General features: G+C 70.1%; 22 protein-coding genes. 16 read left to right on the plus strand and 6 right to left on the minus strand.

Features of this window, described 5'->3' with window-relative positions; genetic code table 11:
- Positions 1-58: 58 nt before the first annotated feature.
- On the minus strand, positions 59-1,576 hold the full coding sequence (locus OG219_RS25665; protein ID WP_266830219.1) for an APC family permease: 1,518 nt from the start codon (positions 1,574-1,576) through the stop codon (positions 59-61).
- Positions 1,577-1,782: 206 nt separating this feature from the next.
- Between OG219_RS25665 and OG219_RS25670 the strand changes: the two genes are divergently transcribed.
- Together OG219_RS25670 and eutC are read left to right on the plus strand one after the other, a co-directional pair.
- Positions 1,783-3,177: an ethanolamine ammonia-lyase subunit EutB gene (locus tag OG219_RS25670; RefSeq protein ID WP_266830220.1), complete on the plus strand. Its 1,395-nt coding sequence runs from the start codon at positions 1,783-1,785 to the stop codon at positions 3,175-3,177.
- Positions 3,178-3,236: 59 nt separating this feature from the next.
- Positions 3,237-4,001 (plus strand): ethanolamine ammonia-lyase subunit EutC, encoded by a 765-nt coding sequence (eutC, locus tag OG219_RS25675; RefSeq protein WP_266836234.1) that lies wholly within the window; start codon positions 3,237-3,239, stop codon positions 3,999-4,001.
- A gap of 104 nt (positions 4,002-4,105) precedes the next feature.
- Here eutC and OG219_RS25680 read toward each other — a convergent pair whose 3' ends face one another.
- Positions 4,106-4,966: a diacylglycerol kinase gene (locus OG219_RS25680; RefSeq protein ID WP_266830221.1), complete on the minus strand. Its 861-nt coding sequence runs from the start codon at positions 4,964-4,966 to the stop codon at positions 4,106-4,108.
- Positions 4,967-5,156: 190 nt separating this feature from the next.
- Between OG219_RS25680 and OG219_RS25685 the strand changes: the two genes are divergently transcribed.
- From OG219_RS25685 to OG219_RS25705, 5 genes are all read left to right on the plus strand, one after another.
- On the plus strand, positions 5,157-6,440 hold the full coding sequence (locus OG219_RS25685; RefSeq protein WP_266830222.1) for an adenylosuccinate synthase: 1,284 nt from the start codon (positions 5,157-5,159) through the stop codon (positions 6,438-6,440).
- Between the two features lie 178 nt (positions 6,441-6,618).
- Positions 6,619-7,677: a helix-turn-helix domain-containing protein gene (locus tag OG219_RS25690; protein WP_266830223.1), complete on the plus strand. Its 1,059-nt coding sequence runs from the start codon at positions 6,619-6,621 to the stop codon at positions 7,675-7,677.
- Between the two features lie 45 nt (positions 7,678-7,722).
- Entirely contained in the window at positions 7,723-7,899 is a 177-nt protein-coding gene (locus OG219_RS25695; protein WP_266830224.1) for a hypothetical protein, read from the plus strand.
- 1 nt (position 7,900) lies between these two features.
- Positions 7,901-8,899 carry a peptidoglycan-binding protein gene (locus tag OG219_RS25700; RefSeq protein WP_266830225.1) on the plus strand — a complete coding sequence of 333 codons (999 nt, stop codon included), beginning with the start codon at positions 7,901-7,903 and terminating at the stop codon, positions 8,897-8,899.
- Positions 8,900-9,050: 151 nt separating this feature from the next.
- A complete protein-coding gene (locus tag OG219_RS25705; RefSeq protein WP_266830226.1) occupies positions 9,051-10,859 on the plus strand; it encodes a bifunctional UDP-sugar hydrolase/5'-nucleotidase in 1,809 nt (602 codons plus the stop codon).
- Positions 10,860-10,862: 3 nt separating this feature from the next.
- On the opposite strand, the gene OG219_RS25710 is transcribed toward OG219_RS25705, so the two are convergent.
- A complete protein-coding gene (locus OG219_RS25710) occupies positions 10,863-12,032 on the minus strand; it encodes an acyltransferase family protein (protein WP_323183359.1) in 1,170 nt (389 codons plus the stop codon).
- A gap of 323 nt (positions 12,033-12,355) precedes the next feature.
- On the opposite strand from OG219_RS25710, the gene OG219_RS25715 reads away from it, so the two are divergent.
- The 4 genes from OG219_RS25715 to OG219_RS25730 all read left to right on the plus strand — a co-directional run bounded on the left by OG219_RS25715 (position 12,356) and on the right by OG219_RS25730 (position 14,484).
- On the plus strand, positions 12,356-12,646 hold the full coding sequence (locus tag OG219_RS25715) for a hypothetical protein (protein WP_266830228.1): 291 nt from the start codon (positions 12,356-12,358) through the stop codon (positions 12,644-12,646).
- A 171-nt stretch (positions 12,647-12,817) separates the two neighbouring features.
- On the plus strand, positions 12,818-13,651 hold the full coding sequence (locus OG219_RS25720; protein ID WP_266830229.1) for a hypothetical protein: 834 nt from the start codon (positions 12,818-12,820) through the stop codon (positions 13,649-13,651).
- Between the two features lie 117 nt (positions 13,652-13,768).
- Complete coding sequence (locus OG219_RS25725) at positions 13,769-14,035, plus strand: hypothetical protein (protein ID WP_266830230.1); 267 nt, start codon at positions 13,769-13,771, stop codon at positions 14,033-14,035.
- A complete protein-coding gene (locus tag OG219_RS25730) occupies positions 14,032-14,484 on the plus strand; it encodes a hypothetical protein (protein ID WP_266830231.1) in 453 nt (150 codons plus the stop codon). The genes OG219_RS25725 and OG219_RS25730 overlap by 4 nt, the downstream gene beginning before the upstream one ends.
- Before the next feature lie 57 nt (positions 14,485-14,541).
- Here OG219_RS25730 and OG219_RS25735 read toward each other — a convergent pair whose 3' ends face one another.
- From OG219_RS25735 to OG219_RS25745, 3 genes are all read right to left on the minus strand, one after another.
- On the minus strand, positions 14,542-15,192 hold the full coding sequence (locus tag OG219_RS25735) for a hypothetical protein (RefSeq protein ID WP_266830232.1): 651 nt from the start codon (positions 15,190-15,192) through the stop codon (positions 14,542-14,544).
- A 140-nt stretch (positions 15,193-15,332) separates the two neighbouring features.
- Positions 15,333-16,046: a GntR family transcriptional regulator gene (locus OG219_RS25740; protein WP_266830233.1), complete on the minus strand. Its 714-nt coding sequence runs from the start codon at positions 16,044-16,046 to the stop codon at positions 15,333-15,335.
- A 372-nt stretch (positions 16,047-16,418) separates the two neighbouring features.
- The gene (locus OG219_RS25745) at positions 16,419-17,774 is read right to left on the minus strand and encodes an aspartate aminotransferase family protein (protein WP_266830234.1); all 1,356 of its coding nucleotides are present in this window, start codon (positions 17,772-17,774) and stop codon (positions 16,419-16,421) included.
- A 190-nt stretch (positions 17,775-17,964) separates the two neighbouring features.
- On the opposite strand from OG219_RS25745, the gene OG219_RS25750 reads away from it, so the two are divergent.
- The 5 genes from OG219_RS25750 (at position 17,965) to OG219_RS25770 (ending at position 24,291) form a co-directional block, all read left to right on the plus strand.
- Positions 17,965-18,582 (plus strand): type 1 glutamine amidotransferase family protein, encoded by a 618-nt coding sequence (locus tag OG219_RS25750; RefSeq protein ID WP_266830235.1) that lies wholly within the window; start codon positions 17,965-17,967, stop codon positions 18,580-18,582.
- Positions 18,579-19,112, plus strand: a complete 534-nt coding sequence (locus OG219_RS25755; RefSeq protein WP_266830236.1) for a MarR family winged helix-turn-helix transcriptional regulator — start codon at positions 18,579-18,581, stop codon at positions 19,110-19,112. Before OG219_RS25750 ends, OG219_RS25755 begins: the two co-directional genes overlap by 4 nt.
- Positions 19,113-19,191: 79 nt before the next feature.
- Positions 19,192-21,135, plus strand: a complete 1,944-nt coding sequence (locus OG219_RS25760; protein ID WP_266830237.1) for a serine/threonine-protein kinase — start codon at positions 19,192-19,194, stop codon at positions 21,133-21,135.
- 116 nt (positions 21,136-21,251) lie between these two features.
- Positions 21,252-22,781 (plus strand): substrate-binding domain-containing protein, encoded by a 1,530-nt coding sequence (locus tag OG219_RS25765; protein ID WP_266830238.1) that lies wholly within the window; start codon positions 21,252-21,254, stop codon positions 22,779-22,781.
- 106 nt (positions 22,782-22,887) lie between these two features.
- Positions 22,888-24,291 carry a M20/M25/M40 family metallo-hydrolase gene (locus OG219_RS25770; RefSeq protein ID WP_266830239.1) on the plus strand — a complete coding sequence of 468 codons (1,404 nt, stop codon included), beginning with the start codon at positions 22,888-22,890 and terminating at the stop codon, positions 24,289-24,291.
- Positions 24,292-24,324: the final 33 nt, after the last annotated feature.

The raw sequence follows: 24,324 nt of genomic DNA on the forward strand, positions 1-24,324 counted from the left end.
CTGGTCGCGCAGTTCCCCGCGCCCCTGAAGGGGCGCTCCCGTCACCGGTGACAGCTCGTCACCGTTCCTTCGTCTCCTCCAGGACCGTCCGGCCCAGCAGCGCGTACCGTTCCGGCGACCGGCGCTTGAGGTACTGCGCGTACCCGACGCCGCCCAGTGCGATCAGGGTGACGATCCACGGCGTCGCCTTCAGCAGCAGCGAACCGGACTCCGCACCCGCCGCCACGCCCATGTTGGACACCAGGAGCACGACCACCGCGAGCATCGCGACGCCGCCGACGAGCGGGGCGGTGAAGGTCTTGAACCAGTGGCGGCTCTCGGGGTGGTTCTTGCGGAAGTAGGCGAGGACCGCGAAGGAGCACACGGCCTGGACGACGAGGATCGCCATGGTGCCGAGGATGGCCAGCAGGACGTAGAGGGCGTTGTACGGGTCCTTGCCCGCGATCCAGAACGCGGCGATCAGTACGGCGCTCACGATCGTCTGCACCAGGCCCGCGATGTGCGGGGAGCCGTGCTTGGCGTGGGTGCGGCCGACGGTGTTCTTCAGTCCGGGGATGGCGCCTTCGCGGCCCAGGGCGTACATGTAGCGGGCGGCGCAGTTGTGGAAGGCCATGCCGCAGGCGAGCGAGCCGGTGATCATCAGCCACTGCATGACGTCGACGGCCCAGGCGCCCACGTACTGCTCGGTGGGGGTGAAGAAGAGGGCGAGCGGGTTGGCGGTGGCGACCTCCACGGCCTTCGACGTGCCCGTGCCCGAGATGGCCATCCAGGAGACGAAGACGTAGAAGATACCGACGCCCAGTACCGAGATCATCGTCGCCTTGGGGATGATCTTCTTCGGGTTGCGGGACTCCTCGCCGTACATCGCCGTCGACTCGAAGCCGACCCACGACCAGAAGGCGAAGAACAGCCCGAGGCCGGCGCTGGTCCCCGAGAACGCGTTGACCGGGTTGACCGGGTCGAGGCTGAAGCCCTCCGGGCCGCCACCGTGCAGAGCGACCGAGATCGCCATCGCAGCGAGGATCGTCACCTCGGTCGCCAGGAGCACGATGAGCAGCTTCTCGGCGACGCTGACGCCGAACCAGGTGCCGGTCGCGTTGATGGCGAGCATCAGCATCGCGAACGCCCACCACGGGACGGCAAGTCCCGTCTGGTCCTCAAGGGTTGTCGTCGCGAAGACCGAGAAGATGCCGATGAGCGCGGGCTCGAAGACGGCGTACGCGAAGGTCGCAAGGAGTCCCGAGGCGAGGCCGACGGTGCGGCCGAGGCCGTAGGAGATGAAGCCGTAGAAGGCGCCCGTGGAGGTGATGTGCTTGGCCATCGAGGTGAAGCCGACTGAAAAGATCGCCAGGACGACCATTGCGACGAGGTAGCTCGCCGGCGCTCCGATGCCGTTGCCCGCCGACACCATGAAGGGGACGTTGCCCGTCATCGCGGTGATCGGGGCCGCCGTGGCGACGGCCATGAAGACCACGCCGAGCAGACCGATCGCGTTCGGCTTCAGCCGGTGGACGGTGCCCTCGCCCGCCCCCGTGTCAGCCCCTTCAGCAGGGGCTACGCCCTCTTGAACCGCCATCGGGTGGCCCCTCTCCTCAGTCACATCTGTTGATCACTGTCTGTGCTCGATGGGCCGGAATCCTGCTGGCCGAATAATTCGCCCCGCAGGTCGGGGCGTTAAATGTGTGTCAACTAGACCTTTGGAAGGCCTGGGGATCGAACGTCTGCGTTAACTCTCCGTCCGGCCATGGACCCCGGGTCCCGGCCCTTCGTACGGTCGCCGACATGACCACCTACACCGCGACCCTCGGCGGCCGGAGCTACCGGTTCGACGGACTGGCCCCGCTGCTCGCCGCCGCGAGCCCCGAGCGGTCCGGCGACCGTCTCGCCGGGCTCGCCGCCGAGTCCGCGCAGGCGCGGGTCGCGGCGCGGTGGGCGCTGGCGGAGGTGCCGCTCGCACGGTTTCTCGCCGAGCCGGTGATCCCGTACGAGGACGACGACGTGACCCGGCTGATCGTGGACACGCACGACGCGGCGGCGTTCGCGCCGGTGGCCGGGCTCACGGTCGGCGAGTTCCGGGAGTGGCTGCTGTCCCCGACGGCGGACGCGGAGGCCCTCGCCGCCCTGGCCCCCGGTCTGACACCGGAAATGGTCGCCGCCGTCTCCAAACTCATGGGCAACGCGGACCTGGTCGCCGTCGCCCGCAAGGTGCGCGTGGTCACCGCCTTCCGCTCCACCATCGGCCTGCCCGGCCGGCTGGCCACCCGCCTGCAGCCCAACCACCCCACGGACGACCCGGCGGGCGTGGCCGCGGCCCTCCTCGACGGACTCCTCCTCGGCTCCGGCGACGCCGTCATCGGCATCAACCCGGCGACCGACAGCCCCAAGGCCGTACGGGATCTCCTGGAACTCCTGGACGGCGTGATCGCCCGCTACGACATCCCCACCCAGTCCTGCGTCCTGTGCCACGTCACCACCAGCATCGACCTGATGGAACGCGGCGCCCCCGTCGACCTCGTCTTCCAGTCCATCGCCGGTACGCAGGCCGCGAACGCCTCCTTCGGCGTCACCCTCGGCCTGCTCGACGAGGCACACGAGGGGGCGAAGGCGCTGGGCCGCGGCACCGTCGGGCACAACGCCCTCTACTTCGAGACCGGCCAGGGCAGCGCGCTGTCCGCCGACGCGCACCACGGCGTGGACCAGCAGACGGTGGAGGCCCGCGCCTACGCCGTGGCCCGCCGCTACGACCCGCTCCTCGTGAACACCGTCGTCGGCTTCATCGGCCCGGAGTACCTGTACGACGGCCGCCAGATCCTGCGGGCGGCTCTGGAGGACCACTTCTGCGGCAAGCTCCTCGGCCTGCCCATGGGCCTGGACATCTGCTACACGAACCACGCCGACGCCGATGACGACGACATCGCCACGATGCTGACCATGCTCGGTGTCGCGGGCGCCTCCTTCGTGATCTGCACCCCGGGCGGCGACGACATCATGCTCAACTACCAATCCGCCTCGTACCACGACGCGTTGTACCTGCGCGAGGTGCTCGGGCTGCGCCCGGCACCGGAGTTCGAGGCATGGCTTGAGCGGATCGGGCTCCTTGACGACGGGGGCGGGATACGGGATGTCGCCGGTACGGCGCATCCCCTGATGACGATCGGCAAGGAGCTGGCCGCATGACGGATCGTCAATTGGCCGACCTGGTACGGGCCTTGGTGGTGCCCGAGTCGGATGCCGCGATGTGGGCGAGCCTGCGCACGCACACCCAGGCCCGTATCGGGCTCGGGCGGGCGGGCTCGGCCCTGCCGACGCGGCACCGGCTTGAGCTCCAGGCCGCGCATGCCGCCGCGCGGGACGCGGTGCACTCGCCGTTCGAACCGGAGCGGGTGGCGGCCGCGCTGACGGGAGTTCCGACGGTACGGGTCCGGAGTGCCGCGCCCGACCGGCTCACGTATCTCCAGCGACCGGATCTGGGGCGTCGGCTCGACGACCTCGACCGGGCGCACCTGCCCCGCGGCGACTGGGACGTGGTGTTCGTCGTCGCCGACGGGTTGTCGAGCCGGGCCGTGCACGAGCATGCGGCGGCGGTGATCCGTGCGACGACCTCGCTGCTGCCGGGTGACTTGCGCGTCGCTCCGGTCGTCCTCGCCGAGCAGGCGCGGGTGGCCCTCGGTGACGACATCGCCCACGCGCTCGGCGCCACGATGGTCGTCGTCCTCATCGGCGAACGCCCCGGCATGTCCGCGGCGGACTCCCTGGGCGCGTACCTGACGTACGCGCCCGTCCCGGGCACCACGACGGACGCCGACCGCAACTGTCTCTCCAACATCCGGCCGCCGCTGGGGCTGTCCCACGGGGCGGCTGCGGCCAAGCTGGCGGCGTTGATGGGGAGGGCGCGGGAGCTGGGGGGTACGGGGGTGGCGCTGAAGGACGAGTTTTCGCCCCCTCCGCCCCTTCCCGTCCCGTCCCTGGGGGCTCCGCCCCCAGACCCCCGTTCGGCCTGAACGGCCTCGTCCTCAAACGCCGGACGGGCTGAAACCGGGCGTAGCCCGGAAGTGCGGGACGGGTAGGGGCGGAGGGGGCGAAAAAACCACCCCCAACCCCCCCGTCACCCCACCGGCAACGTAAGCCCCCAAGCCCCCTCCCGAACCACCCACGTCCGAGTCCGCACGGGCCCCCCGACCACCGCATCCGCCCGATACCGGAAATCCGCCCCGGACACGGTCACCCGCCGCCCCACAACCCGCAGCGGAGCAACCGCAGCCCCCACGGAAACCGGCCGCACCTCCACCTCCGCACCCCCGAGCACCCCCGGCGTCACGGAAACCGCCTCCACGGGCTGATCAAGGTCGACGAGGAGCACCCCGTCCACCTCGACCCGAAGCCGGAACGGCCCGGGCGCGGCCACGGAGGCCCCGACACGCCCCGGCCGCGAGGCCAGCGTGCGGACCAGCGACTGGCAGGTCCGCAGCCACGGCAGCCGACCGTCGGACCCCTCCCCGGAGAACGGGACCGGCGCCGGAGAGGGCGACGGCAGGGACGGAATCCGCAGCGCCCCCACCACCACCCCGTCACTGTCGTCCACCAGGAGATCCATCCGCCGCTCCACCCCGTCGAGGACGGCCCGCGCCGCCGCCACCGCCCCCATGGGCACCCCGAGCGACCGGGCGAGCGACAGCACACCCCCCACCGGCACGAGGGACACCGCACACGCCCCCAGCGCCCGCTGCCGGTGCAAAAGGGACACAGCGCGCAGCAGCGCCCGGTCGTCCCCGACGACAACGGGTCGCCGGGACCCCCGTCGGGCAAGTGCGCGAGCAAATTCCTCAGGCCCGTCGGGGAGGCACACTTTCGTGGCCGCACCCGCGCTGAGCACGTCTTTTGCGATCCGTACCGACTCACCGTCACTGTGACGGGCGACCGGGTCGATGACCACCAGGAGCTGGTCGGAAGGCGCCACCTCGGTCATGCCTCGCTTCCTCGGGTAGCATCTTTGTGCAAGAGCCCCTTGCGCTATTGCGCCAGGGGCTTCGTCTATTCCGGGGCATCCGGTCCGACGGTCGCGGCCAAAGGTGGTCGCCGGCGTACGCAGCCGTGCACAAATCAGCCGCGTACGTCCCCGACCTTGGACATGCCCCGCCCGGAAGGGGTGTACGCGCGTGCCCGCACTTGTGCTGCTCGGTGCTCAGTGGGGTGACGAAGGCAAGGGAAAGGCCACGGACCTGCTCGGCGGTTCTGTGGATTATGTGGTGCGCTACCAGGGCGGCAACAACGCCGGCCACACGGTAGTCGTGGGCGATCAGAAGTACGCCCTCCACCTGCTCCCTTCCGGGATCCTCACACCGGAGTGCACTCCGGTCATCGGAAACGGAGTCGTCATCGACCCGTCGGTCCTGTTCTCCGAGCTGAACGGACTGAACGAGCGAGGCGTCGACACGTCCAAGCTCCTCATCAGCGGAAACGCGCACATCATCACGCCTTACAACGTGACGGTGGACAAGGTGACGGAACGCTTCCTCGGGAAGCGGAAGATCGGCACCACCGGGCGCGGTATCGGCCCGACGTACGCGGACAAGATCAACCGCGTGGGCATCCGCGTCCAGGACCTGTACGACGAGTCGATCCTGACGCAGAAGGTCGAAGCGGCCCTCGACGGCAAGAACCAGCTCCTCACCAAGGTCTTCAACCGCCGCGCCATCGAGGCGGAGCAGGTCGTCGAGGAACTGCTGACCTACGCGGACCGGCTCAAGCCGTACGTCGCGGATACCGTGCTGCTCCTCAACAAGGCGCTCGACGACAACAAGGTCGTGCTCTTCGAGGGCGGTCAGGGCACGCTCCTGGACATCGACCACGGAACGTATCCCTTCGTCACGTCCTCGAACCCCACCGCGGGCGGGGCGTGCACGGGCTCGGGCGTCGGCCCGACGAAGATCAGCCGGGTCATCGGCATCCTCAAGGCGTACACGACCCGAGTCGGCGCGGGCCCGTTCCCGACCGAGCTCTTCGACGCGGACGGCGACGCGCTGCGCCGCATCGGCGGGGAGCGGGGCGTCACGACGGGCCGCGACCGCCGCTGCGGCTGGTTCGACGCCGTCATCGCCCGCTACGCGACGCGCGTCAACGGCCTGACCGACTTCTTCCTCACCAAGCTGGACGTGCTGACCGGCTGGGAGGAGATCCCGGTCTGCGTGGCGTACGAGATCGACGGCAAGCGCGTCGAGGAACTCCCGTACTCCCAGACCGACTTCCACCACGCGAAGCCGGTCTACGAGACCCTCCCGGGCTGGTCAGAGGACATCACCAAGGCGAAGTCCTTCTCCGACCTCCCCAAGAACGCCCAGGCGTACGTCAAGGCGCTCGAGGACATGTCCGGCGCCCCGATCTCCGCGATCGGCGTCGGCCCGGGCCGCGACGAGACGATCGAGATCAACTCGTTCATCTAGTCCGGCAGTCCGGCAGTCCGTCAGCCCGGACAGTGTTGGTGCAGTGCGTCGATGAGTGTCCCGGTGGCCTTCCGGCCACCGGGACCTCTGCGTTCACGGGGGCCCCACGTCCATCGGACGTTTATGCGCGCTTGTTATCCCTGACCCCACGCGTACTCATTCATCCAGGGGGAGATCAGTGGGCGCAGACGGGCTGGTTCTGGACGTGGAAGCGTGGGCGCGGGTGCTGACCGGGTTGTACGGACCGGTCAGCACCCGCGTCGACCCGGGGGAGGGGTTCCGCGCTGCAGTGCGGGTGAGGGAGCTGGGTGCCGTGCGGGTGTCCGCGGTGCGCTGCCCGCCCGTGGAGGTGGTGGCGGACGCCGTGCCGTGCGACGAACGTGGCGCCCGCCACCACCTCGCACTGGTGCTGGACGGTGAGCTCGTACTCGACCAAGCGGGGCGTACGACCAGGGTCGGGCGGGGTGACCTGGTGCTGTTCGACACCGGCTGCCCGTTCCGGCTGCGGCCGACGGCGCCGTGGAACGCGGTGGTCACCGCGCATCTGGCACCGACCCCGCCGACCCCATCGGCCCCGTTGTCATTACCGCCCCAGTCGCCGGGTGGCCCGGGGCGGCTGACGGCGCGGGAGTTACCGGGCCGCGAAGGACTGGCCGCGCTGGTCGCCGGGTTCCTGGCGGGTCTGGCGCGTGATGCGACCCCGTACCGGCCGTGCGAGGAACTGCGGCTGGGCACGGTGGTGACCGACCTGGTCGGAGCCCTGCGCGACCAATGGCTCGGCGAGGAGGACCCGGAACCGCCGGTGCTGCTGCCGCGCATCCAGGCGTACGTCCTGCGCCATCTCGGGGACGGCGGGCTGACGCCGGACCGGGTCGCCGCCGCGCACCACATCTCCACCCGCTATCTGCACCGCCTCTTCCAGCGGCAGGGGCTCACGGTCGCCGCCTGGATCAAGGCACAGCGGCTGGAGCGGTGCCGACGCGACCTGGCCGACCCGCACCTGCGCCGGCTGCCCGTCTACGCCATCGGAGCGCGCTGGGGCTTCGCCAACGCGGCCGACTTCAGCCGGGCGTTCCGCACCGCGTACGGCATCACGCCCACGTGCTTCCGCGAAGGCGAGGGCGGGGGCGGGGGCGAGGGCCGGGGCGTGCCCGCCGTGCGGGTGCGCTCACTGCCAAGGAACAGTGCGCGCAGCGCCAACGACAGACATGCGACGCCTCAGCAGACTCACCGGTAAGAGGAGGCGCGGAAGTCGCCGCCTTCACCAGACATGGGGGACAGCATGGCCGAGAGCGAAGCGAAGGCAACGGCGGTGGCGGTGAGCGAGCAGAAGCCGGTGGAGCCGCGCGGCGGCGCCGGACTGTTCGACGTCGACCCCGACCAGACCGGGGTGAGCCAGGACCCGAAGGTCGTCGTCAAGGGCGACATCGCCGTCTTCCCCGAGAACGGGGGACTGTGACATGGGATCCGTCGAAGGCATGCTCGCGCAGATGCGCAAGCTGATCGGCACCGGTGAGAACCCGCCCGGCTCGAACACCAACCTCATCACCAAGTGGTACGGCTTCAACGACGCGTGGTGCGACATGACCGTCAGCTACGCCGCCGCGCACTCGGACAACCTGAGCGCGGTCATGGGCAAGTTCGCGTGGACGGTCGCGCACGCGAAGGCCTTCCAGTCCAAGGGCCGCTGGCACTACGGGGTCGGCGGCATCCGCGCGGGCGACATCATATTCTTCGACTGGAGCGGCACCCGGTCCATCAACAACATCGACCACGTCGGCGTGGTCGAGGCCGTGCACTCCAACGGCAAGATCACCACCATCGAGGGCAACACCAGCGACAAGTGCATGCGCCGGGACCGCTACGCCTCCGAGATCGTGGGCTACGGCCGCCCCTCCTACGGCAACGCCCAGCCGCTGCCCTCCACCGACGGAATGCTGCGCCGCGGCTCGAAGGGCGCCGCCGTCAAGACCCTCCAGCAGAACCTCAACACGGTCATGGCGTCGAAGCTGGTGGTCGACGGGGACTTCGGCGCCGCCACCGAGTCGGCGGTGAAGTCGTTCCAGAAGAAGTACGGCCTCTCGCCCGACGGTGTGTACGGGCCGGCCTCGGCGGCCATGATGAAGTCCGCGCTCAAGGGCGGCACCAAGCCGCAGAAGCCCACCCCGCGGCCGCCCGCCGCCGGAAAGCTCACGGTCGACGGCCAGTTCGGCCCCGCGACCTGCGCCGCGCTCCAGCGCTCGCTCAACAAGCACGGCGCGAAGCTGTCCGTCGACGGCTCCTTCGGGACGCTGACCAAGAAGGCCCTGCAGAGCTATCTGAAGGTGACCGCGGACGGCGTGATCGGCCCGAACACGGTCAAGGCCCTGCAGAAGAAGGTGGGCTCGGGCGTCGACGGCAAGTGGGGCTCCGACACCACCCGCCATCTCCAACTGGCCCTCAACGCGGGCAAGTTCTGACCTGTGAGGGGCGTCCGTCCGTCGGGCGCCCCTCCGTGTCATGCCCATCCTTGACCCGCTCATGGCCAGTTCCTGGTTCCGGTGGGAAGTGGGGTGAGGCAACTATCTACGCGGGTAGTGCCTCTCCCCTATTCTCCCCCTGGAGCTCCGAATGCCCGTCAACCCCCTGAACCGCCGGGAGTTCATGCAGAAGTCGGCCGTCACCGGAGCGGCCGTGGCCGTCGCGGGGACGGTCGCCGCGCCCCCCGCGCAGGCCGCGGACCGGCACCCCGGGAAGAAGCCGCGCACCTGGTCGTTTTCCATCCTCGGCACCACCGACCTGCACAGCCACGTCTTCGACTGGGACTACTACACGGACGCGGCGTACACGGACAGCAAGGGCAACTCCGTGGGCGTCGCCCGCGTGGCCACGCTCGTCAAGCAGCAGCGCGCCGCGAAGGGCGAGGACCATGTGCTGCTCGTCGACGCGGGCGACATCATCCAGGGCACCTCGCTGGCGTACTACTACGCACGCGTGGACCCCATCACGGGTCCGGACGCCCCGAAGCACCCGATGGCGATCGCCATGAACGCCATGCGCTACGACGCCGCCGCCCTCGGCAACCACGAGTTCAACTACGGCATCGACGTCCTGCGCAGGTTCGAGAAGCAGTGCCGTTTCCCGCTGCTCGGCGCCAACGCGCTGGACGCGAAGACACTCCGGCCGGCCTTCGCCCCGTACACGGTGAAGCGCATCCGGGTGCCGGGCGCCCCCGACATCAAGGTGGGCATCCTCGGCCTCACCAACCCCGGCATCGCCCTGTGGGACAAGGACAACGTCTCCGGGAAGATGGAGTTCACGGGCCTGGTCGAGCAGGCGAAGAAGTACGTGCCCCGGCTCCGCGCCCTCGGCTGCGACGTCGTCTTCCTCACCGACCACTCGGGCCTGGACGGCAGTTCGTCGTACGGCAGCGAACTCCCGTACGTCGAGAACGCGTCGAACCTCGTCGCCGAGCAGGTCCCCGGCATCGACGCGATCCTCGTCGGCCACACCCACACCGAGGTCTCGTCCTACACGGTCACCAACACGGAGACCGGCAAGGACGTGATCCTCTCCGAGCCGTACTGCTACGGCATGCGTCTGACCGTCTTCGACTTCGAGCTCGAACTCGCCCACGGCCAGTGGAAGGTCACCGGCACCAAGGCGCAGACGCTCAACAGCAACACGGTCGAGGAGGACGAGGAGATCACCGAACTCCTCAAGGCTGACCACGACTTGGTCGTGAAGTACGTCAACACCCCGGTGGGCACGTGTACGGAGGACCTCTCCGCCGCCGAGGCCTGCTGGAAGGACGTCCCCGTCATGGACTTCATCCACGAGGTCCAGATGGCGGCCGTCGCGACCGGCCTCTCCACCGCCGACGCGGCCCTCCCGCTCATCTCCGTCGCCGCCCCCTTCAGCCGCACCGCCGACATCCCCAAGGGCGACGTCACCATCCGCGACGTCGCCGGGCTCTACATCTACGACAACACCCTCTACGGCAAAAAGCTCACCGGCGCCCAGCTCAAGGACTACCTGGAGTACGCGGCGAAGTACTACGCCAAGGTGCCGTCCGGCACGACGGTGGACACCTCCACCCTCACCAACGCCAACAGCTTCTGGGACTACATGTACGACACGGCGGCGGGCGTCTCGTACGACATCGACATCGCCCAGGCCGAGGGCTCCCGTATCAAGAACCTTGCCTACAAGGGCACTTCGGTCACCGACGACCAGGTCTTCGTCGTCGCCGTCAACAACTACCGGGCCAACGGCGGCAGCGGCTACCCGCACATCGCCGCCGCCGACATCGCGTACAGCTCCACCAACGAGATCCGCCAGCTGATGATCGACTACGTGACGGCGAAGGGCTCGCTTGACCCGGCCGACTTCGCGGCCACGAACTGGAAGCTGACGCAGGACGGGACGGCGGTCTTCTAACCCCTATGTCCTCGTGACCTGCTGCTCGGCGGCGCCGCGTGGAGCCGGAACCGCGACCAGCGCCGTCGTGGTGTCCGGGGTCGCGGACGTCGCCGAGCGCGTCGGCTGCTGGCGTGGCGGGTCGGGGGCGAACAGCCAGCCGATGGGCGGCCGGGTCAGTGGCTGGACCAGTCGGCGGACCGGCGGAGAGCCGAGCACCATCGCCAGCAGGATCGCGCACAGCACCAGGCCGACGATCTCGACCCGGGTGTTCACCCGGGAGATCCAGTCCTGCTCCCGGACCGGCAGAATGATCAGCGGATGCAGCAGATAGATGGTGAAGCCGCCTGCGCCCAGCGTTGATATCAGCGGCAGCCGCCGCCGGGGCATCAGCCGCAGCAGGCAGAGGACAAGGGCCGCGGCCGTGGCCAGCACCACCAGCCGGATGACCCACGCCCATTCCAGGCTCATCGGATCGGCGGCGGTGTAATGGTGGCGCATCGACAGCCAGTTGCCCTTGATGTCCCCGTGCCACCTCCACGCCACGACGAAGGAGGCGAGGATTCCGGCGACCGCCACGGGCAGGCTCAAGCGGCTGTCGAACCAGGCGTTCAGATGGCCCTGGCCGATTCGCCAGCCGAGGTAGAACAGCGGCATGTAGACGAGGGTCCGGCTCGCGGAGAAGGGCAGCCCGAACTCGTCGATGTAGCCCACGGCCAGGGCGATTCCCGTGGTGATGAGCAGCGGGTGACGCAGCTGCACCACCAGCGGCAGCAGCAGCCGCCAGCAGAAGAGGGACATCAGGAACCAGAGGGTCCACGGCAGTTGGGCGACATGCAGGACGAACTTGGAGCCCAGCCAGTAGTTCTCCAGCGAGAACAGCAGGCTGCACACCATCGCGGGCACCACGATGCTCTGCAACAGGGAGCGCAGGGTGCGGGATCCGAGCGGACCCGCGCTGCTGAACACGCCGGCCAGCATGACGAAGGCCGGCACCCGGAAGGCCCAACTGGCGATGTTGAAGGCGTGCAGCACCTCCACCCGGCTCATGATGCTGCCCACGGAGTGCAGGATCACGATCAGCGCGGCGGAGGTGAACCGGGCGTTGTCCCACCACGGATCCCGGGCGCGCGCTGTCCGCTCGGCGCCGGCCTCGCTGGCGGGTCTTGGGAGTGGTGGCTTGGACGTCGTGATGGCATGCTCCTGACAGCGGCTCGCCGGTCAGGAACTCGCCGTGCTGATGATCGGACCGGGTGGCTGTGAGCATACTGTGAACGCCGCCGCGAATGACATCAGTTGTCGAGGGCCGGGGCCGCAGGGCCCCTGGCCCCCGGTGATCCCGGCCGGCCTCGCCCGCCGCTGCCCGGCGGCCGCCTCGTACGGGCCCTGCTGTCGCGCCCCCCGCCCCAGCCGCCGAAGTGGGCGTACCTCGCATAACGGGCATACGCTGAAATTGCAATCGCGAGCGTAACCGCGAGCGCAAGCGCACGTGCGTCTACCAGAAGAAGGTGAGTGCGATGCGCGTCATGCTCAGGGCGACACTGGACACGGAGAAGTCGAACGAAGCGATCCGCAGCGGCAAGATGCCGGAGCTGATCAAAGAGATCTTGGACCACCTCAAGCCGGAGGCGGCGTACTTCGCGCCCTTGGACGGCCGCCGAACCTGCCTGCTGTTCTTCGACATGAAGGACAGCTCCGAGCTGCCTCCCGTCGGTGAGCCGTTCCTCACCCAGTTCAACGCCGAGGTCGAGGTATGCCCGATCATGAACGCCGAGGACCTCCAGAAGGGCCTGTCCCAGCTGCGCTGACGGCGGGGGCGTCCGATTCACTCCCAGGGATGAAGAATGCGAACTTCCACCTGGGAAAGGGTAGTTGTGGCTTGCTTCTGTCGCTGTGCGTGCCCATAGAGTCACGCCAACGGAAACGCCCCCGCGGTGCGCCAACACCCGGGGGCTCGACACCAGGAGCAAGACCTCCCGATGCGTATTCATCGTACGACGCCCACGCGCGCCTTTTCAGTCTTCGCCAACGCCCTTCTCCGTGACCGGAGCATCTCCTGGTGCGCGGTCGGCGTACTGACGTACCTCCTGAGCCTCCCGAACGGCGCCCGCGCCACCATCCGCACGCTCGCCGAGCAGCGCAAGGAAGGGCGGGCGCGGATCGCCGCCGCCCTGCGTGAGCTGGAGGAATCCAGGTACCTGCGGCGGGTCGTCCGCAAGGACCGGGAGAGCGGTCAACTCTTCACTGTGTACGAGGTTTTCGACACCCCGTACGACGAGGAGCCACCGGCGGGTGAACCCGAAAAAATCCAGAACCTGGCCTCCGGCGAGTTGGAATCCGCCGCCTCGGGCCCGCCCCCTTCGGGAGAAAAGACCAGGGAACAAGAACCTCCCTCCCCGCCGACGGCGGAGCCGGGGTCGGTGTCGGTGCCGCAGAGCGAGCGCACGGCGCTCGCCGCGAAGCTGCTCGGCTCGCTCGGCCGCGCGGAACCCCGGCTCGCGCTCGGCGCGGCGGAGGCGTTGCGGCTCGCGCCGCTGGTGGAGGAGTGGTGGGAGCGGGGGGCGAGCAGCGCGGCGGTGCGCGCCGCGCTGACACAGGGGCTTCCGTCGCGGGTGTACTCGCCTCGGGCCCTCGTCGAGGACCGGCTGCGCCGCAAGCGTCCGGCGGCGCCAACAGCAGGTCCCGTCACGACCGTTGAGATTCGCAGCACCGCCGAGATCCGCAAACCCGGTGCGCCCGGCTACCGGGACGCCGCGCGCCGGGGTGGAGCGCTGGCCCGTGCGCTGCTGAGCGGGCGGGCGGCGCCTGCGTAGGGCCACGACGACTCCTGGCCGTGCGTTCGTGCGGCCGGGTCCCCCAAGAAGAACGGAGTGTCCATGACCGTCACACTCGTACGCCCAGAGGTGGTATACCGCGAGTATACTTTTCTCATGGCTGATACCACGATCAAGGTCGACCCGACCGTGCGAGACCGCCTTCAGGAGCTGGCCCGGGAGCGCGGGATCAGCATGAGGGACCTTGTCGCGGAGCTGGCCGGGGCCACGCCCACCAAGGAAGAGCTGCGCAAGCGGTACGAGGAGACCAAGGCGTACGTCGAGGAGCACTTCCTCGGCAGGCCTTACACGGAAGAGGACGAGAGAGCCGGCGAGAAGCTGTGGGCCGACCTCGAGGCGGGGCGCATCGGGGAGGTCCAGTGAGGGACGAGGACAGGTACCCGCTGCCGCGTGCCGTCATCTTCGACGACACCGCCGCGCTCGCGCTGGGCGCGGGGAACAGCATGGCCTCCCGGCTCGTCGTCGAGGCCGAGAAGGACCCGGCCCTGCGGGTCTACATCCCGGCGCTCAGCCTGGCCGCCGCCGAGCGTGAACGGGCAGGGGTCGCCGAGCACGTCGGCGCCCTGCCGTCCGTGAACATCGAAGGGCTCGACTTCGCGGCGGCCACCGCTGTGGGCAAGCGCCTCAGGACAGCGGCCTCTGCGGACGAAGAGCCGGGCGGCAAGGACGAGCCGGACTGGAGCGGCGCGCATGTACTGCACCTCGCTCTGCCCACCGTCGAATGGCCTCGCGGACGTCCCGTCCTGACCAGGACGCCCACCCGGTACCGGGGCACAGGGATCCGGACGATCCGTATCGTCGAACAGCGCTGACGACGGACGGTGCGGGCCGGGCCGGGTGTATCCCGGCCCGCACCGTCGCGGCTCGCCTCAGCTGAAGACGATCATCGAACCCTGTGCCAGGCTGCGCGTCGCGGCCGCGTGCAGGCCCAGCCAGACGTGGCGTTCGCGGGCGAAGGGGCTGGCGTCGTAGGGGGCGGGGGCGGCCGGTTCCTCCAGGTCCGTGGGGGCCATGGGGGGTTGTGGCGTGGCCGGCGGGTTGGCCGGGTCGATGCCGATCGACTGGGCGACGAATTCGAGTTCGCGCAGGAGGGTCTGGGAGGAGCCCAGGGGGCCGCCGCCCGCGAGGAGTTCGTCGTTGGCGAGTGGGTGCGGGAAGTCGACGGGGACGTAGGCGCCCGCGTGGTCGTAGTGCCAGACCAGGTGCGACTGCTGGGCGTTCGTCTCGAACATCTCCAGCAACTGCTCGTAGTCACCGCCGAGTTCGTCCACCGGCGTCACCGCGAGGCCGCACATCTGAAGGAGGTACGCGCGGCGCAGGAAGTGCAGCGCGTCGTAGTCGAACCCCGCGACAGGGGCCACGTCGCCGGACAGGCCCGGCATGTACGCGTACACGGGGACCGGCGGGAGGCCCGCTTCGGCCAGCGTCTTGTCGTAGAGCGCGAGTTCCTCGGCGAAGGGATTGTCGGGGGTGTGGCACAACACGTCGACGAGCGGGACCAGCCACAGGTCACAGGCCAACAGACGGCTCCTCTAGCTCCTTGGTGTGCACGATGGTCAGGGAAGCGTAGTGCGAGCGGCGGTCCTGGTCAGGTCCCGGTGCACAACTCCGGTTCTCCACCGATCGCCAGAAGGGCCCGCCCTCAAACGTTCGGGCGCCCTCAAACGCCGGACGTGCCCGAACCCGAGGCCAGGCGCTCGATCAGCGCGAGCGAGTGCGCGTTGTACGCCGTCACGATCGCGTGCGCCTCGACCGCGTCGCGGCGGACGAGGGCGTCCACCAGTTCCGTGTGGGCCGACCACAAATCGCCCTTGAGGTCGGCCACCTGGCGCAGGTGCTGGACCGCGCAGGCCCAGGACTGGATGCGCAGGCGGTTCAGGAAGTCGGCGAGGTAGGGGTTGCCGAAGAGGCCGCTCAGCTCGCGCCAGAAGCGGAGGTCGTAGCCGATGAGGATGTTCAGCTCGCCGGCGGCGGCGGCGCGCTGGGCCTCCTCGCCGCGGCGGCGTACGCCCGCGAGGGCGGCGGTGGTGCGGGGGTCCTGGGGCTTCTTCAGGACGCCTTCGGTGATCGAGCGGAAGATGCCGTCGGTGACGAGGCTCCGCGCCTCGATCATGCCTCGGTAGTCGGCGGCGGAGTACTCCCGTACGCGGAAGCCGCGGTGCTGGTCCGCCTCCAGGAGGCCCTGCGCCGAGAGGTCGACCAGGGCCTCGCGGACCGGGGTCGCGGAGACGCCGTACTGCTCGGCGATCTCCTTCACCGTGAACTCCTGGCCCGGCTGGAGGCGGCCGGCCAGCACCTCGTCGCGGAGCGCGTCCGCGATCTGCTGGCGCAAGGTGCTGCGGGTTACGGCGCCATTGCCGCCGGTGCCGGGCATGTGGTCGGGCTCCCCTTGTCGCGTATGTCTAGGAGCCAGTCACCATACGCCGTGGGGGCGGGGGGAGGGTTTTTCGCCCCCTCCGCCCCTACCCGTCCCTTGCTTCCTGGGGCTCCGCCCCAGACCCCGCTCCTCAAACGCCGGAGGGGCTGAACTTCTACCGCCCGTCCGGCGTTCGAGGGCGATGTGGCGCCGTCCCGATCCCCCACCCACCCGTGGGGGCGGATCTTTTCAGCCCCGGCCAGGGAGAGATCTTTCAGCCCGTCCGGCGTTTGAGGACGAGGCCGTTCAGGCCGATAGCGGGGGTCTGGGGGCGGCAGCCCCCAGGAGCAAGGGACGGGCAGGGGCGGAGGGGGCGAAAAACCTCACACCTCAAGCCACGTACTCGTCCGCCACAGCCAGCGCCTCGTCCAGCACCGCGAGCCCCTCCTTGGCCTCACCCTCGGTGATGTTGCACGGCGGCACGACATGGGTGCGGTTCATGTTGATGAAGGGCCACAGCCCACCCGCCTTGGCGGCGGCGCCGAACGCGGCCATGGGAGCGTTGTCCACCCCGGTGGCGTTGTACGGCACCAGCGGCTCCCGCGTCTCCCGGTTCTTCACCAGCTCAAGGGCCCAGAACACCCCCGTACCCCGCACCTCACCGATACTCGGATGCCGCGAGGCAAGCTCGTGCAGCCCGGGCCCGATGACTGTCGACCCGATCAGCGCGGCCTGGTCGACGATCCCCTCCTCCTCCATCACGTTGATCGTCGCGACGGCGGCGGCACAGGCCAGCGGATGCCCGGAGTACGTCAGCCCCCCGGGATACGGCCGCCGCGCGAAGGTCTCCGCGATGGCCCCGGAGATCGCGACACCGCCCAGCGGCACGTACCCGGAGTTCACGCCCTTCGCGAAGGTCATCAGGTCCGGCGTCACGCCGTAGTGATCGGCGGCGAACCACTTCCCCGTACGCCCGAACCCGGCCATGACCTCGTCCAGGATGAAGACGATCCCGTACCGGTCGCAGAGCGCACGCACCCCGGCGAGGTAACCCGGCGGCGGCGTCATGATCCCCGCCGTACCCGGAATCGTCTCCAGGATCAGGGCCGCGATGGTGCCAGGACCCTCGAAGGCGATCGTGTCCTCGAGGTGCTGGAGCGCCCGCTCCGACTCCTGCTGCTCGCTCTCGGAGTGGAAGGGCGAGCGGTAGAGGAAGGGCGCCCAGAAGTGGACGACACCCGCCGCACCGCTGTCGTTCGGCCAGCGCCGCGGGTCACCGGTGAGGTTGATCGCGGCGGAGGTGGCACCGTGGTACGAGCGGTACGCGGAGAGGACCTTCGGACGGCCGGTGTGCAGCTTGGCCATCCGGGTCGCGTTCTCCACGGCCTCCGCGCCACCGTTGGTGAAGAAGATCTTGTCCAGGTCGCCCGGCGTCCGCTCGGCGATCAGCCGCGCGGCCTCCGAACGCGCCTCGACGGCGAAGGCGGGCGCGAACGTGGACAGGGTTGCGGCCTGCTCCTGGATCGCGGCGACGACCTTCGGGTGCTGGTACCCGATGTTGGTGAAGACGAGCCCACTGGTGAAGTCCAGATACCGCTTGCCTTCGTAGTCCCAGAAGTACGACCCCTCCGCGCCGGCGACGGCGAGCGGGTCGATGAGCTCCTGCGCGGACCAGGAGTGGAACACGTGCGCACGGTCCGCTGCCTTCACGGCGGCGCCGACCTGGGGATTGGGCTGAGGGGTCATGCGCCGAAGCGTAAATGTCCACGAGGTGGACGCGATATCGGCGTCTTGTCTGTGGTCGGAGGCTTTCCGCGACAGTCTGTCGGGCTTCACAGGGAGGAGGCTCTCGCGGCGTCCCTCGGCGGTAGGTAGTGACATTGACAGCATGCTGTCGAAGTGACAGCATGCTTACATGTCCAGTCAAGGAGGAGCGATGAACCACAGCACGCCTGAGTTCAAGCCCGTACACCTCGCCGTCTACGACACCTTCGCCGACTGGGAGACGGGTCACACCACCGCCTACCTCGCCCGCGCCGGCCGCGAGATCCGCACCGTCGGCCCCACCCGGGAGCCGGTGACCACGATCGGCGGCGTCCGCATCCAGCCCGACCTCGCCCTCGACGAGCTCCGCCCCGAGGACAGCTCGCTGCTGATCCTCACCGGCGCGGACCTGTGGGACACGGGCGACGATCTGGCCCCCTTCGCCCGCAAGGCCCGCGCGTTCCTCGACGCGGGCGTCCCCGTCGCGGCGATCTGCGGCGGCACCGCCGGTCTCGCCCGCGAAGGCCTGCTCGACGACCGCGCGCACACCAGCGCCGTGTCGTTCTACCTCGCCGCGACCGGGTACAAGGGCGGCGAACGGTACGTCGACACGGACGCCGTCACCGACGGCAATCTGGTCACCGCGGGCCCCACCGAACCCGTCGCCTTCGCCCGCGAGGTCTTCGGGCTCCTCGGTGTGTACGAGGGTGAGGTACTGGACGCCTGGTACCGGCTGTTCCACGACTCCGACCCCGAGGCCTATGCCGTACTGGAAAAGGCCGGACAGTGAGCCGTGCGCACCAGGACCTGCTGAGCCGCAGCGCCCTCGGCGTCTTCCGGCTCAACGGCCAGTTCCTGTCCGTGGCCGAGGAGTTGGCCCGCCCCTCCGGACTCACCGCGGCCTGGTGGCAGGTGCTCGGCGCGGTGCTGCCTGAGCCGTTGCCCGTCTCCGGGATCGCCCGCGCGATGGGCATCACGCGCCAGAGCGTGCAGCGCATCGCCGACCTGCTGGTGGAGAAGGGGCTGGCCGAGTACCTCCCCAACCCCGCCCACCGCCGGGCCAAACTCCTCACCCCGACCGAGGACGGCCGCGCCGCCATCACCAGGATCGACCCCGGCCACGCGGATCTGGCCGACCGGCTGGCGCAGTCCCTCGGGGCGGACGAATTCGCCGAGACCGTACGGGTGTTGGAACGCCTGTCCGCGGTGCTCGACGAGATCACGGCAGAAAGCACGGCGGGCGCGGCAGAAAGCCCGGCGATCGCGGCAGAGAGTGCGGAGGGCGTCACGGAATCGGCACACCCTGTTACGGAACCGTAGACACCGCCCCGCCCCGCCTCCCCGTAAGGCCGCACTATCCTCGGGCTGTTGCACACGTACGGGGAGGGTGGGCGCAGCCATGGAGAAGCTGGGACCGGGGGATCCGCAGCGGATCGGGGCGTACCGACTGCTGGCGCGGCTCGGTGCCGGCGGGATGGGGCATGTGTATCTCGCCCGGTCCGACCGGGGGCGCACGGTCGCGGTCAAGCTGGTGCGCCAGGAGCTCGCCGAGCAGGAGGAGTTCCGGGCGCGGTTCCGGCAGGAGGTGCTGGCCGCGCGCCGGGTCGGCGGGTACTGGACGGCGCCCGTGCTCGACGCGGACACCGAGGCCGAGATCCCCTGGCTGGCCACCGGCTATGTCGCGGGGCCGAGCCTGCAGGCCGTCGTGGGCCGCGAGCACGGGGCGCTCCCGGAGCGGTCGGTGCGCATCCTCGCCGCCGGGCTCGCGTACGCCCTGCGGGACATCCACGCCGCGGGGCTGATCCACCGGGACCTCAAGCCCTCGAACGTCCTCGTCACCATCGACGGGCCCCGCGTCATCGACTTCGGGATCGCGCGCGCCCTGGAGACCGTGACCGACGGCGGCCTCACGCGCACCGGCGCGCTGGTCGGCTCGCCCGGATTCATGGCCCCCGAGCAGGTCCGCGGTGACCGCATCACGCCCGCGTGCGACGTGTTCTGCCTGGGCTCGGTTCTCGCGTACGCCGCAACGGGTGCCCTTCCGTTCGGCGCGGCCAACTCCGGTGTGCACGCGATGATGTTCCGCATCGCGCAGGAGGAACCCGACCTGGACGGGATGCCGGAGGGCCTCGCCGACCTCGTGCGGGCCTGCCTGCGCAAGGATCCCGCCGCCCGGCTCACCCTCGACCAGATCCTGGAGCGGACCGGCGCGGAGGACACCGTCTCGGACGGGCGGACCCGTGACCCCTGGCTGCCGAGTGCGCTGGTGGCCCAACTCGGGCGGCATGCCGTGCAGTTGCTGGACACGGAGAACCCGGACGAGGGGCCGGGGTCGGGGGCCCCGACGACACGGCTGGCACGCGTCCCGGCCGCCCCGGACCCGACTCCGGTTCCGGCCCCGGACCTCTCCAAGCCGCCGTCCGCCCCGGACCCGTCCAAGCCGCCGTACGCGCCCCCGCCGGAGCCCGCTGCTCCTCCCCGGACGTCCCCGGAACACGCGTCCGCCCCCGCCGAGGAAGGCGCCACCCCGCCTCCGCCGGGACAGCCGGCTCCGGTGAACCACCTCCCCACGATGATCGCGGGCTCGGGCCAGACGCCTCCGCCGCCGGCCGCCCCGCACCCCGCGTACGGCTATCCGCAGCCGCCGCCCGGCTGGGACGGCCAGCAGTCCTCTCCCTACGGTTCGACACCCCCGTACGGGCCAACACCCCCGTACGGCCCCGGAGTCGGCCCCTATCTCCCGCAGCCGGAACTCCCGCGCAGCAGCAGCCGCTCCACCGCCGTCCTCATCGCCGTGGCCCTGGTCGTCGCGCTCGGCGCGGGCGGCTCGGTCTACGCGCTGATGAGCGGCGACCACGACGGTGACGGGAACGACGACGCGAAGTCGTCCTCGGCCTCCAGCGCGCCCGCGACACCCGGCCCGACCACACCCGAGCCTTCCGACCCCACCGCGACCGAGTCGCCCACGACGCAGGCACCCGAGGGCGGCGTGATCCCGGAGGCGTACCTCGGCGTCTGGAGTGCCGCCATCGACAACGACACGGGCCACAACACCCGCCAACTGGTCATCCAGCAGGGCGAGTTGGGCGACACGGTCCTCGCGCTCACCGCGGACGGCCCGGCCGGCAGCGGCACGTACCACTGTGTCTTCCAGGCCACCCTGACCGGGACCCCGGCGGCGGACGGGCCGCTGGAGATCGGCCCCTCCGAGGTCACCGTCGGTGAACCGGCCTCTTCCTGCTCCCCGGGCGCCGCCTCCGAGGTCACCCTCCTCCCGGACGGCACCCTGCGCCGCGTGAACACCCAGTCGGGCGAGTCGCTGACGTACACGAAGAGCGGCTGACGTACCTGCCCTGAACAGCTGCTGACGACACCTCAGGAAATTCACCTGGCGTCTCCTGGAGGTTCCCGTTCCGCGCCGTACCGTGTCCGCACCATCGGGCTCGGGGGAGTGCTCAAGTGGAGTGGCTCAGCGCAGAGAACGTGGTGGCCGTCGGTACCGCACTGATCGGTATCGTCGCCGCCGCCGTGATGGTCTGGTACGAGCGCAGGGTGCCGCGGCGGAAGCGGATCGGCTACCGGGTGCAGATGGACAACCCGATAGGCGACGACGTGCGTTCGGGGATCGCGAACGTCCGGCTCGGGCTGTTCGACGAGACGCCCGACATGACCGACGCCACGCTCGTCCTGCTGCGGGTGGAGAACGACGGGTCGCAGAGCATCGCCCGCGAGGACTACACGAGCGGCGCACGGCACGGTCTGACCGCGGTGTTCACCGACCGCACCATCCGGGGCGTGTCCGTCACCCAGCCGCCCGGCGCCAACAACCTCATGGGCAACTTCACCCCGTCCGCGGGCCTCGGCTACGAGGACGGCGTCCTGCGCATCCCGCGCGTGCCGCTCAACCGGGGCGAGCACTACAAGCTCCTCGTGCTGCTGTCGGGCGGCGACGTGGGGTGTCCGATACAGATCAGCGGCGGGATCAGGGACGGCGAGGTCCGGCCCAACCGCGCCATGACACCGGACGACCGGCCGCCGCTGTTCAGCCGTGCGGCCCAGCTGATCACCGCGTTGCTGACGGTGTGCGTCGTGACGCTCGCCCTGATCGTCGTGCTGCGCGACGACGCCAGGCCCCCGATCGGCTGCGAGACGGGCAGCCTGACCGTCACAGGATCGACCGCCTTCGCGCCCGTGATGCGCGAGCTGGCCGAGAAGTACGAGGGCGACTGCGAGGGCGCCGACATCACGGTGGACGCGCACGGCAGCCAGGCGGGACTGCGCGAACTGGACACCGCGGGAGCGCAGTCCAAGAGCGGTGCCCCGCCCGTCATCGCCCTCTCCGACGGGCCCAAGTCGAACGGACTCGACAGACTCCGGGAGAACCGGGTCGCCGTCTCGGTGTTCACGCTGGTCGTCAACGACAGGATCTCCCTCACGAACCTCTCCACCGAGGACGTACGCCGCCTCTACCGCGGCGAGATCAAGAACTGGAAGGAGCTCGACGGCCCCGACCTGCCCGTCCTGCTGGTCAGCCGGGACGCCAACTCCGGTACCCGGCAGGTCTTCCAGCGGCGCGTGCTGGGCCGCGGCGAGATCGCGAACTCCTCCCTCGACTGCGTCCACAAGGACGACCCGACCGCCCCCGTCGTGCGCTGCGAACTCGACTCCACCGACCAGGTGCTGAGCACGGTCGCCAAGCTCCCCGGCGCGGTCGGCTACAGCGAGCTCAACAACGCCACCGGGTACGACGGCCTGCACGGCCTCGGCCTCGACGGCCACGAGGCCTCCGTCGAGGACCTCGAACACGGCACCAGCGACTACCCGTACCGCGAGATCGAGTACGCCTACACCTACGGCGCCCCGCCCGCCGACTCCCTCGTCTCCAGTTTCCTCACCTACATCAGGGGCGGCGGCCAGGACGTGATCCGTACGCACGGACATCTGCCGTGCGGGACACCGGTGGGGATGAGGATCTGCGGCGCGGGCTGACCCCGGGGTTCCCTCAGGGCGGCCTGGATGCCCCCTTGCCCGAGGTTGTCGCGTACACAACCATTGCGGTGGCAGCTCAGTGGTTGACCCGGCCCCCGGAGGACGCATGCGCCACAGCAGGAGATCGGTCCTGACCGCGACGGCGGCGAGTGCGGTGGCCCTGGGGGTGACGGCGCCTCCGGCGCAGGCGGCTTCCTCCGGATCCGGCTCCCGCCCGCCCGCGACCGCCCAGCCCCCCACCCGCGAACTCCGCGCTCTCCTCAAGGAGATCGACCCCGACCGCATCGAGGCGACCGTCCGCAAACTGGTCTCCTTCGGGACCCGCCACACGCTCTCCGTGCAGGACGACCCGGTACGGGGGATAGGCGCGGCCCGCGACTGGCTGCTCGCCGAACTCCGTTCGTACGCCGCCGAGTCGGGCGGCCGAATGACGGTCGAGGCGCAGTCGTACATCCAGGAGCCGGCGAGCCGCATTCCGACCGCGACGCGCATCACGAACGTCGTGGCGACCCTGCGCGGATCGGTGACTCCGGAGCGGGTGTACGTGGTGTCGGGCCACTACGACTCGCGGGTGACCGACGTGATGGACGCCGTGTCCGACGCTCCGGGCGCGGACGACGACGCGTCCGGCGTGGCGGTGGCCCTCGAACTGGCGCGGGTGATGGCCCGGCGCCGCCCCGCCGCCACGATCGTCTTCGCGGCGGTCGCGGGGGAGGAGCAGGGGCTGTACGGATCGGCCTACATGGCCCAGCAGTTCAAGACGGCCGGGGCGGATGTGCAGGGCATGTTCACCAACGACATCGTGGGCAGTCCGACGGCGGACGACGGCACCGTGGACCCGTACGCGATCCGCCTCTTCGCGGAGGGCGTGCCGACGTCGGAGACCCCGCAGCAGGCGGCCACCCGCCGCTCGGTGGGCGGGGAGAACGACTCCCCGGCCCGCCAGCTGGCCCGCTTCGTCCGCGACACGGCGGACAACGCGGCGACGGGCATGCACGTACGCGTGGTGTACCGCCGGGACCGTTATCTCCGGGGCGGCGACCAGATCCCCTTCCTCGAACGCGCCTACCCGGCGGCCCGGTTCACGGAACCGGCGGAGGACTTCGCCCACCAGCACCAGGACGTACGCGTCGACGACACCGGCAAGCAGTACGGAGACCTGCCGGAGTTCTGCGACTTCCCCTACGTCGCCCGGGTCGCGAAGGTCAACGCGGCAGCCCTGTGGACCCTGGCCCAGGCCCCCGGCACCCCGCGCGACACAAAGATCATCACGTCCAACCTGACCAACTCCACCCAGCTGACCTGGACCCGCGGCACCGAGCCGGACCTCGCCGGCTACGAGGTGGTCTGGCGCGAGACGACGGCCCCCGAGTGGACCCACGTAATCCCCGCGGGCGACGTGACGACGTACGAGGTCGACATGTCCAAGGACAACGTGTTCTTCGGGGTACGGGCGGTGAACCGGGAGGGGGAGCGGAGTCCGGTGGCGTTCCCGGCACCGGGGGCGTGAGGGTCTGTTCCAGGGGCATCGTGCAGGCTGGTC

Origin of the sequence: Streptomyces sp. NBC_00038 (genome assembly GCF_026343635.1) — a bacterium.
GTDB lineage: Bacteria > Actinomycetota > Actinomycetes > Streptomycetales > Streptomycetaceae > Streptomyces.

Excerpts from the sequence above, each read along its gene's own strand:
- OG219_RS25665 (WP_266830219.1), bottom strand. The coding sequence starts at position 1,576 with ATGGCGGTTCAAGAGGGCGTAGCCCCTGCTGAAGGGGCTGACACGGGG.
- OG219_RS25670 (WP_266830220.1), top strand. The coding sequence starts at position 1,783 with ATGACCACCTACACCGCGACCCTCGGCGGCCGGAGCTACCGGTTCGAC.
- eutC (WP_266836234.1), top strand. The coding sequence starts at position 3,237 with ATGTGGGCGAGCCTGCGCACGCACACCCAGGCCCGTATCGGGCTCGGG.
- OG219_RS25680 (WP_266830221.1), bottom strand. The coding sequence starts at position 4,966 with ATGACCGAGGTGGCGCCTTCCGACCAGCTCCTGGTGGTCATCGACCCG.
- OG219_RS25695 (WP_266830224.1), top strand. The coding sequence starts at position 7,723 with ATGGCCGAGAGCGAAGCGAAGGCAACGGCGGTGGCGGTGAGCGAGCAG.
- OG219_RS25700 (WP_266830225.1), top strand. The coding sequence starts at position 7,901 with ATGGGATCCGTCGAAGGCATGCTCGCGCAGATGCGCAAGCTGATCGGC.
- OG219_RS25705 (WP_266830226.1), top strand. The coding sequence starts at position 9,051 with ATGCCCGTCAACCCCCTGAACCGCCGGGAGTTCATGCAGAAGTCGGCC.
- OG219_RS25715 (WP_266830228.1), top strand. The coding sequence starts at position 12,356 with ATGCGCGTCATGCTCAGGGCGACACTGGACACGGAGAAGTCGAACGAA.
- OG219_RS25720 (WP_266830229.1), top strand. The coding sequence starts at position 12,818 with ATGCGTATTCATCGTACGACGCCCACGCGCGCCTTTTCAGTCTTCGCC.
- OG219_RS25725 (WP_266830230.1), top strand. The coding sequence starts at position 13,769 with ATGGCTGATACCACGATCAAGGTCGACCCGACCGTGCGAGACCGCCTT.
- OG219_RS25740 (WP_266830233.1), bottom strand. The coding sequence starts at position 16,046 with ATGCCCGGCACCGGCGGCAATGGCGCCGTAACCCGCAGCACCTTGCGC.
- OG219_RS25745 (WP_266830234.1), bottom strand. The coding sequence starts at position 17,774 with ATGACCCCTCAGCCCAATCCCCAGGTCGGCGCCGCCGTGAAGGCAGCG.
- OG219_RS25750 (WP_266830235.1), top strand. The coding sequence starts at position 17,965 with ATGAACCACAGCACGCCTGAGTTCAAGCCCGTACACCTCGCCGTCTAC.
- OG219_RS25760 (WP_266830237.1), top strand. The coding sequence starts at position 19,192 with ATGGAGAAGCTGGGACCGGGGGATCCGCAGCGGATCGGGGCGTACCGA.
- OG219_RS25770 (WP_266830239.1), top strand. The coding sequence starts at position 22,888 with ATGCGCCACAGCAGGAGATCGGTCCTGACCGCGACGGCGGCGAGTGCG.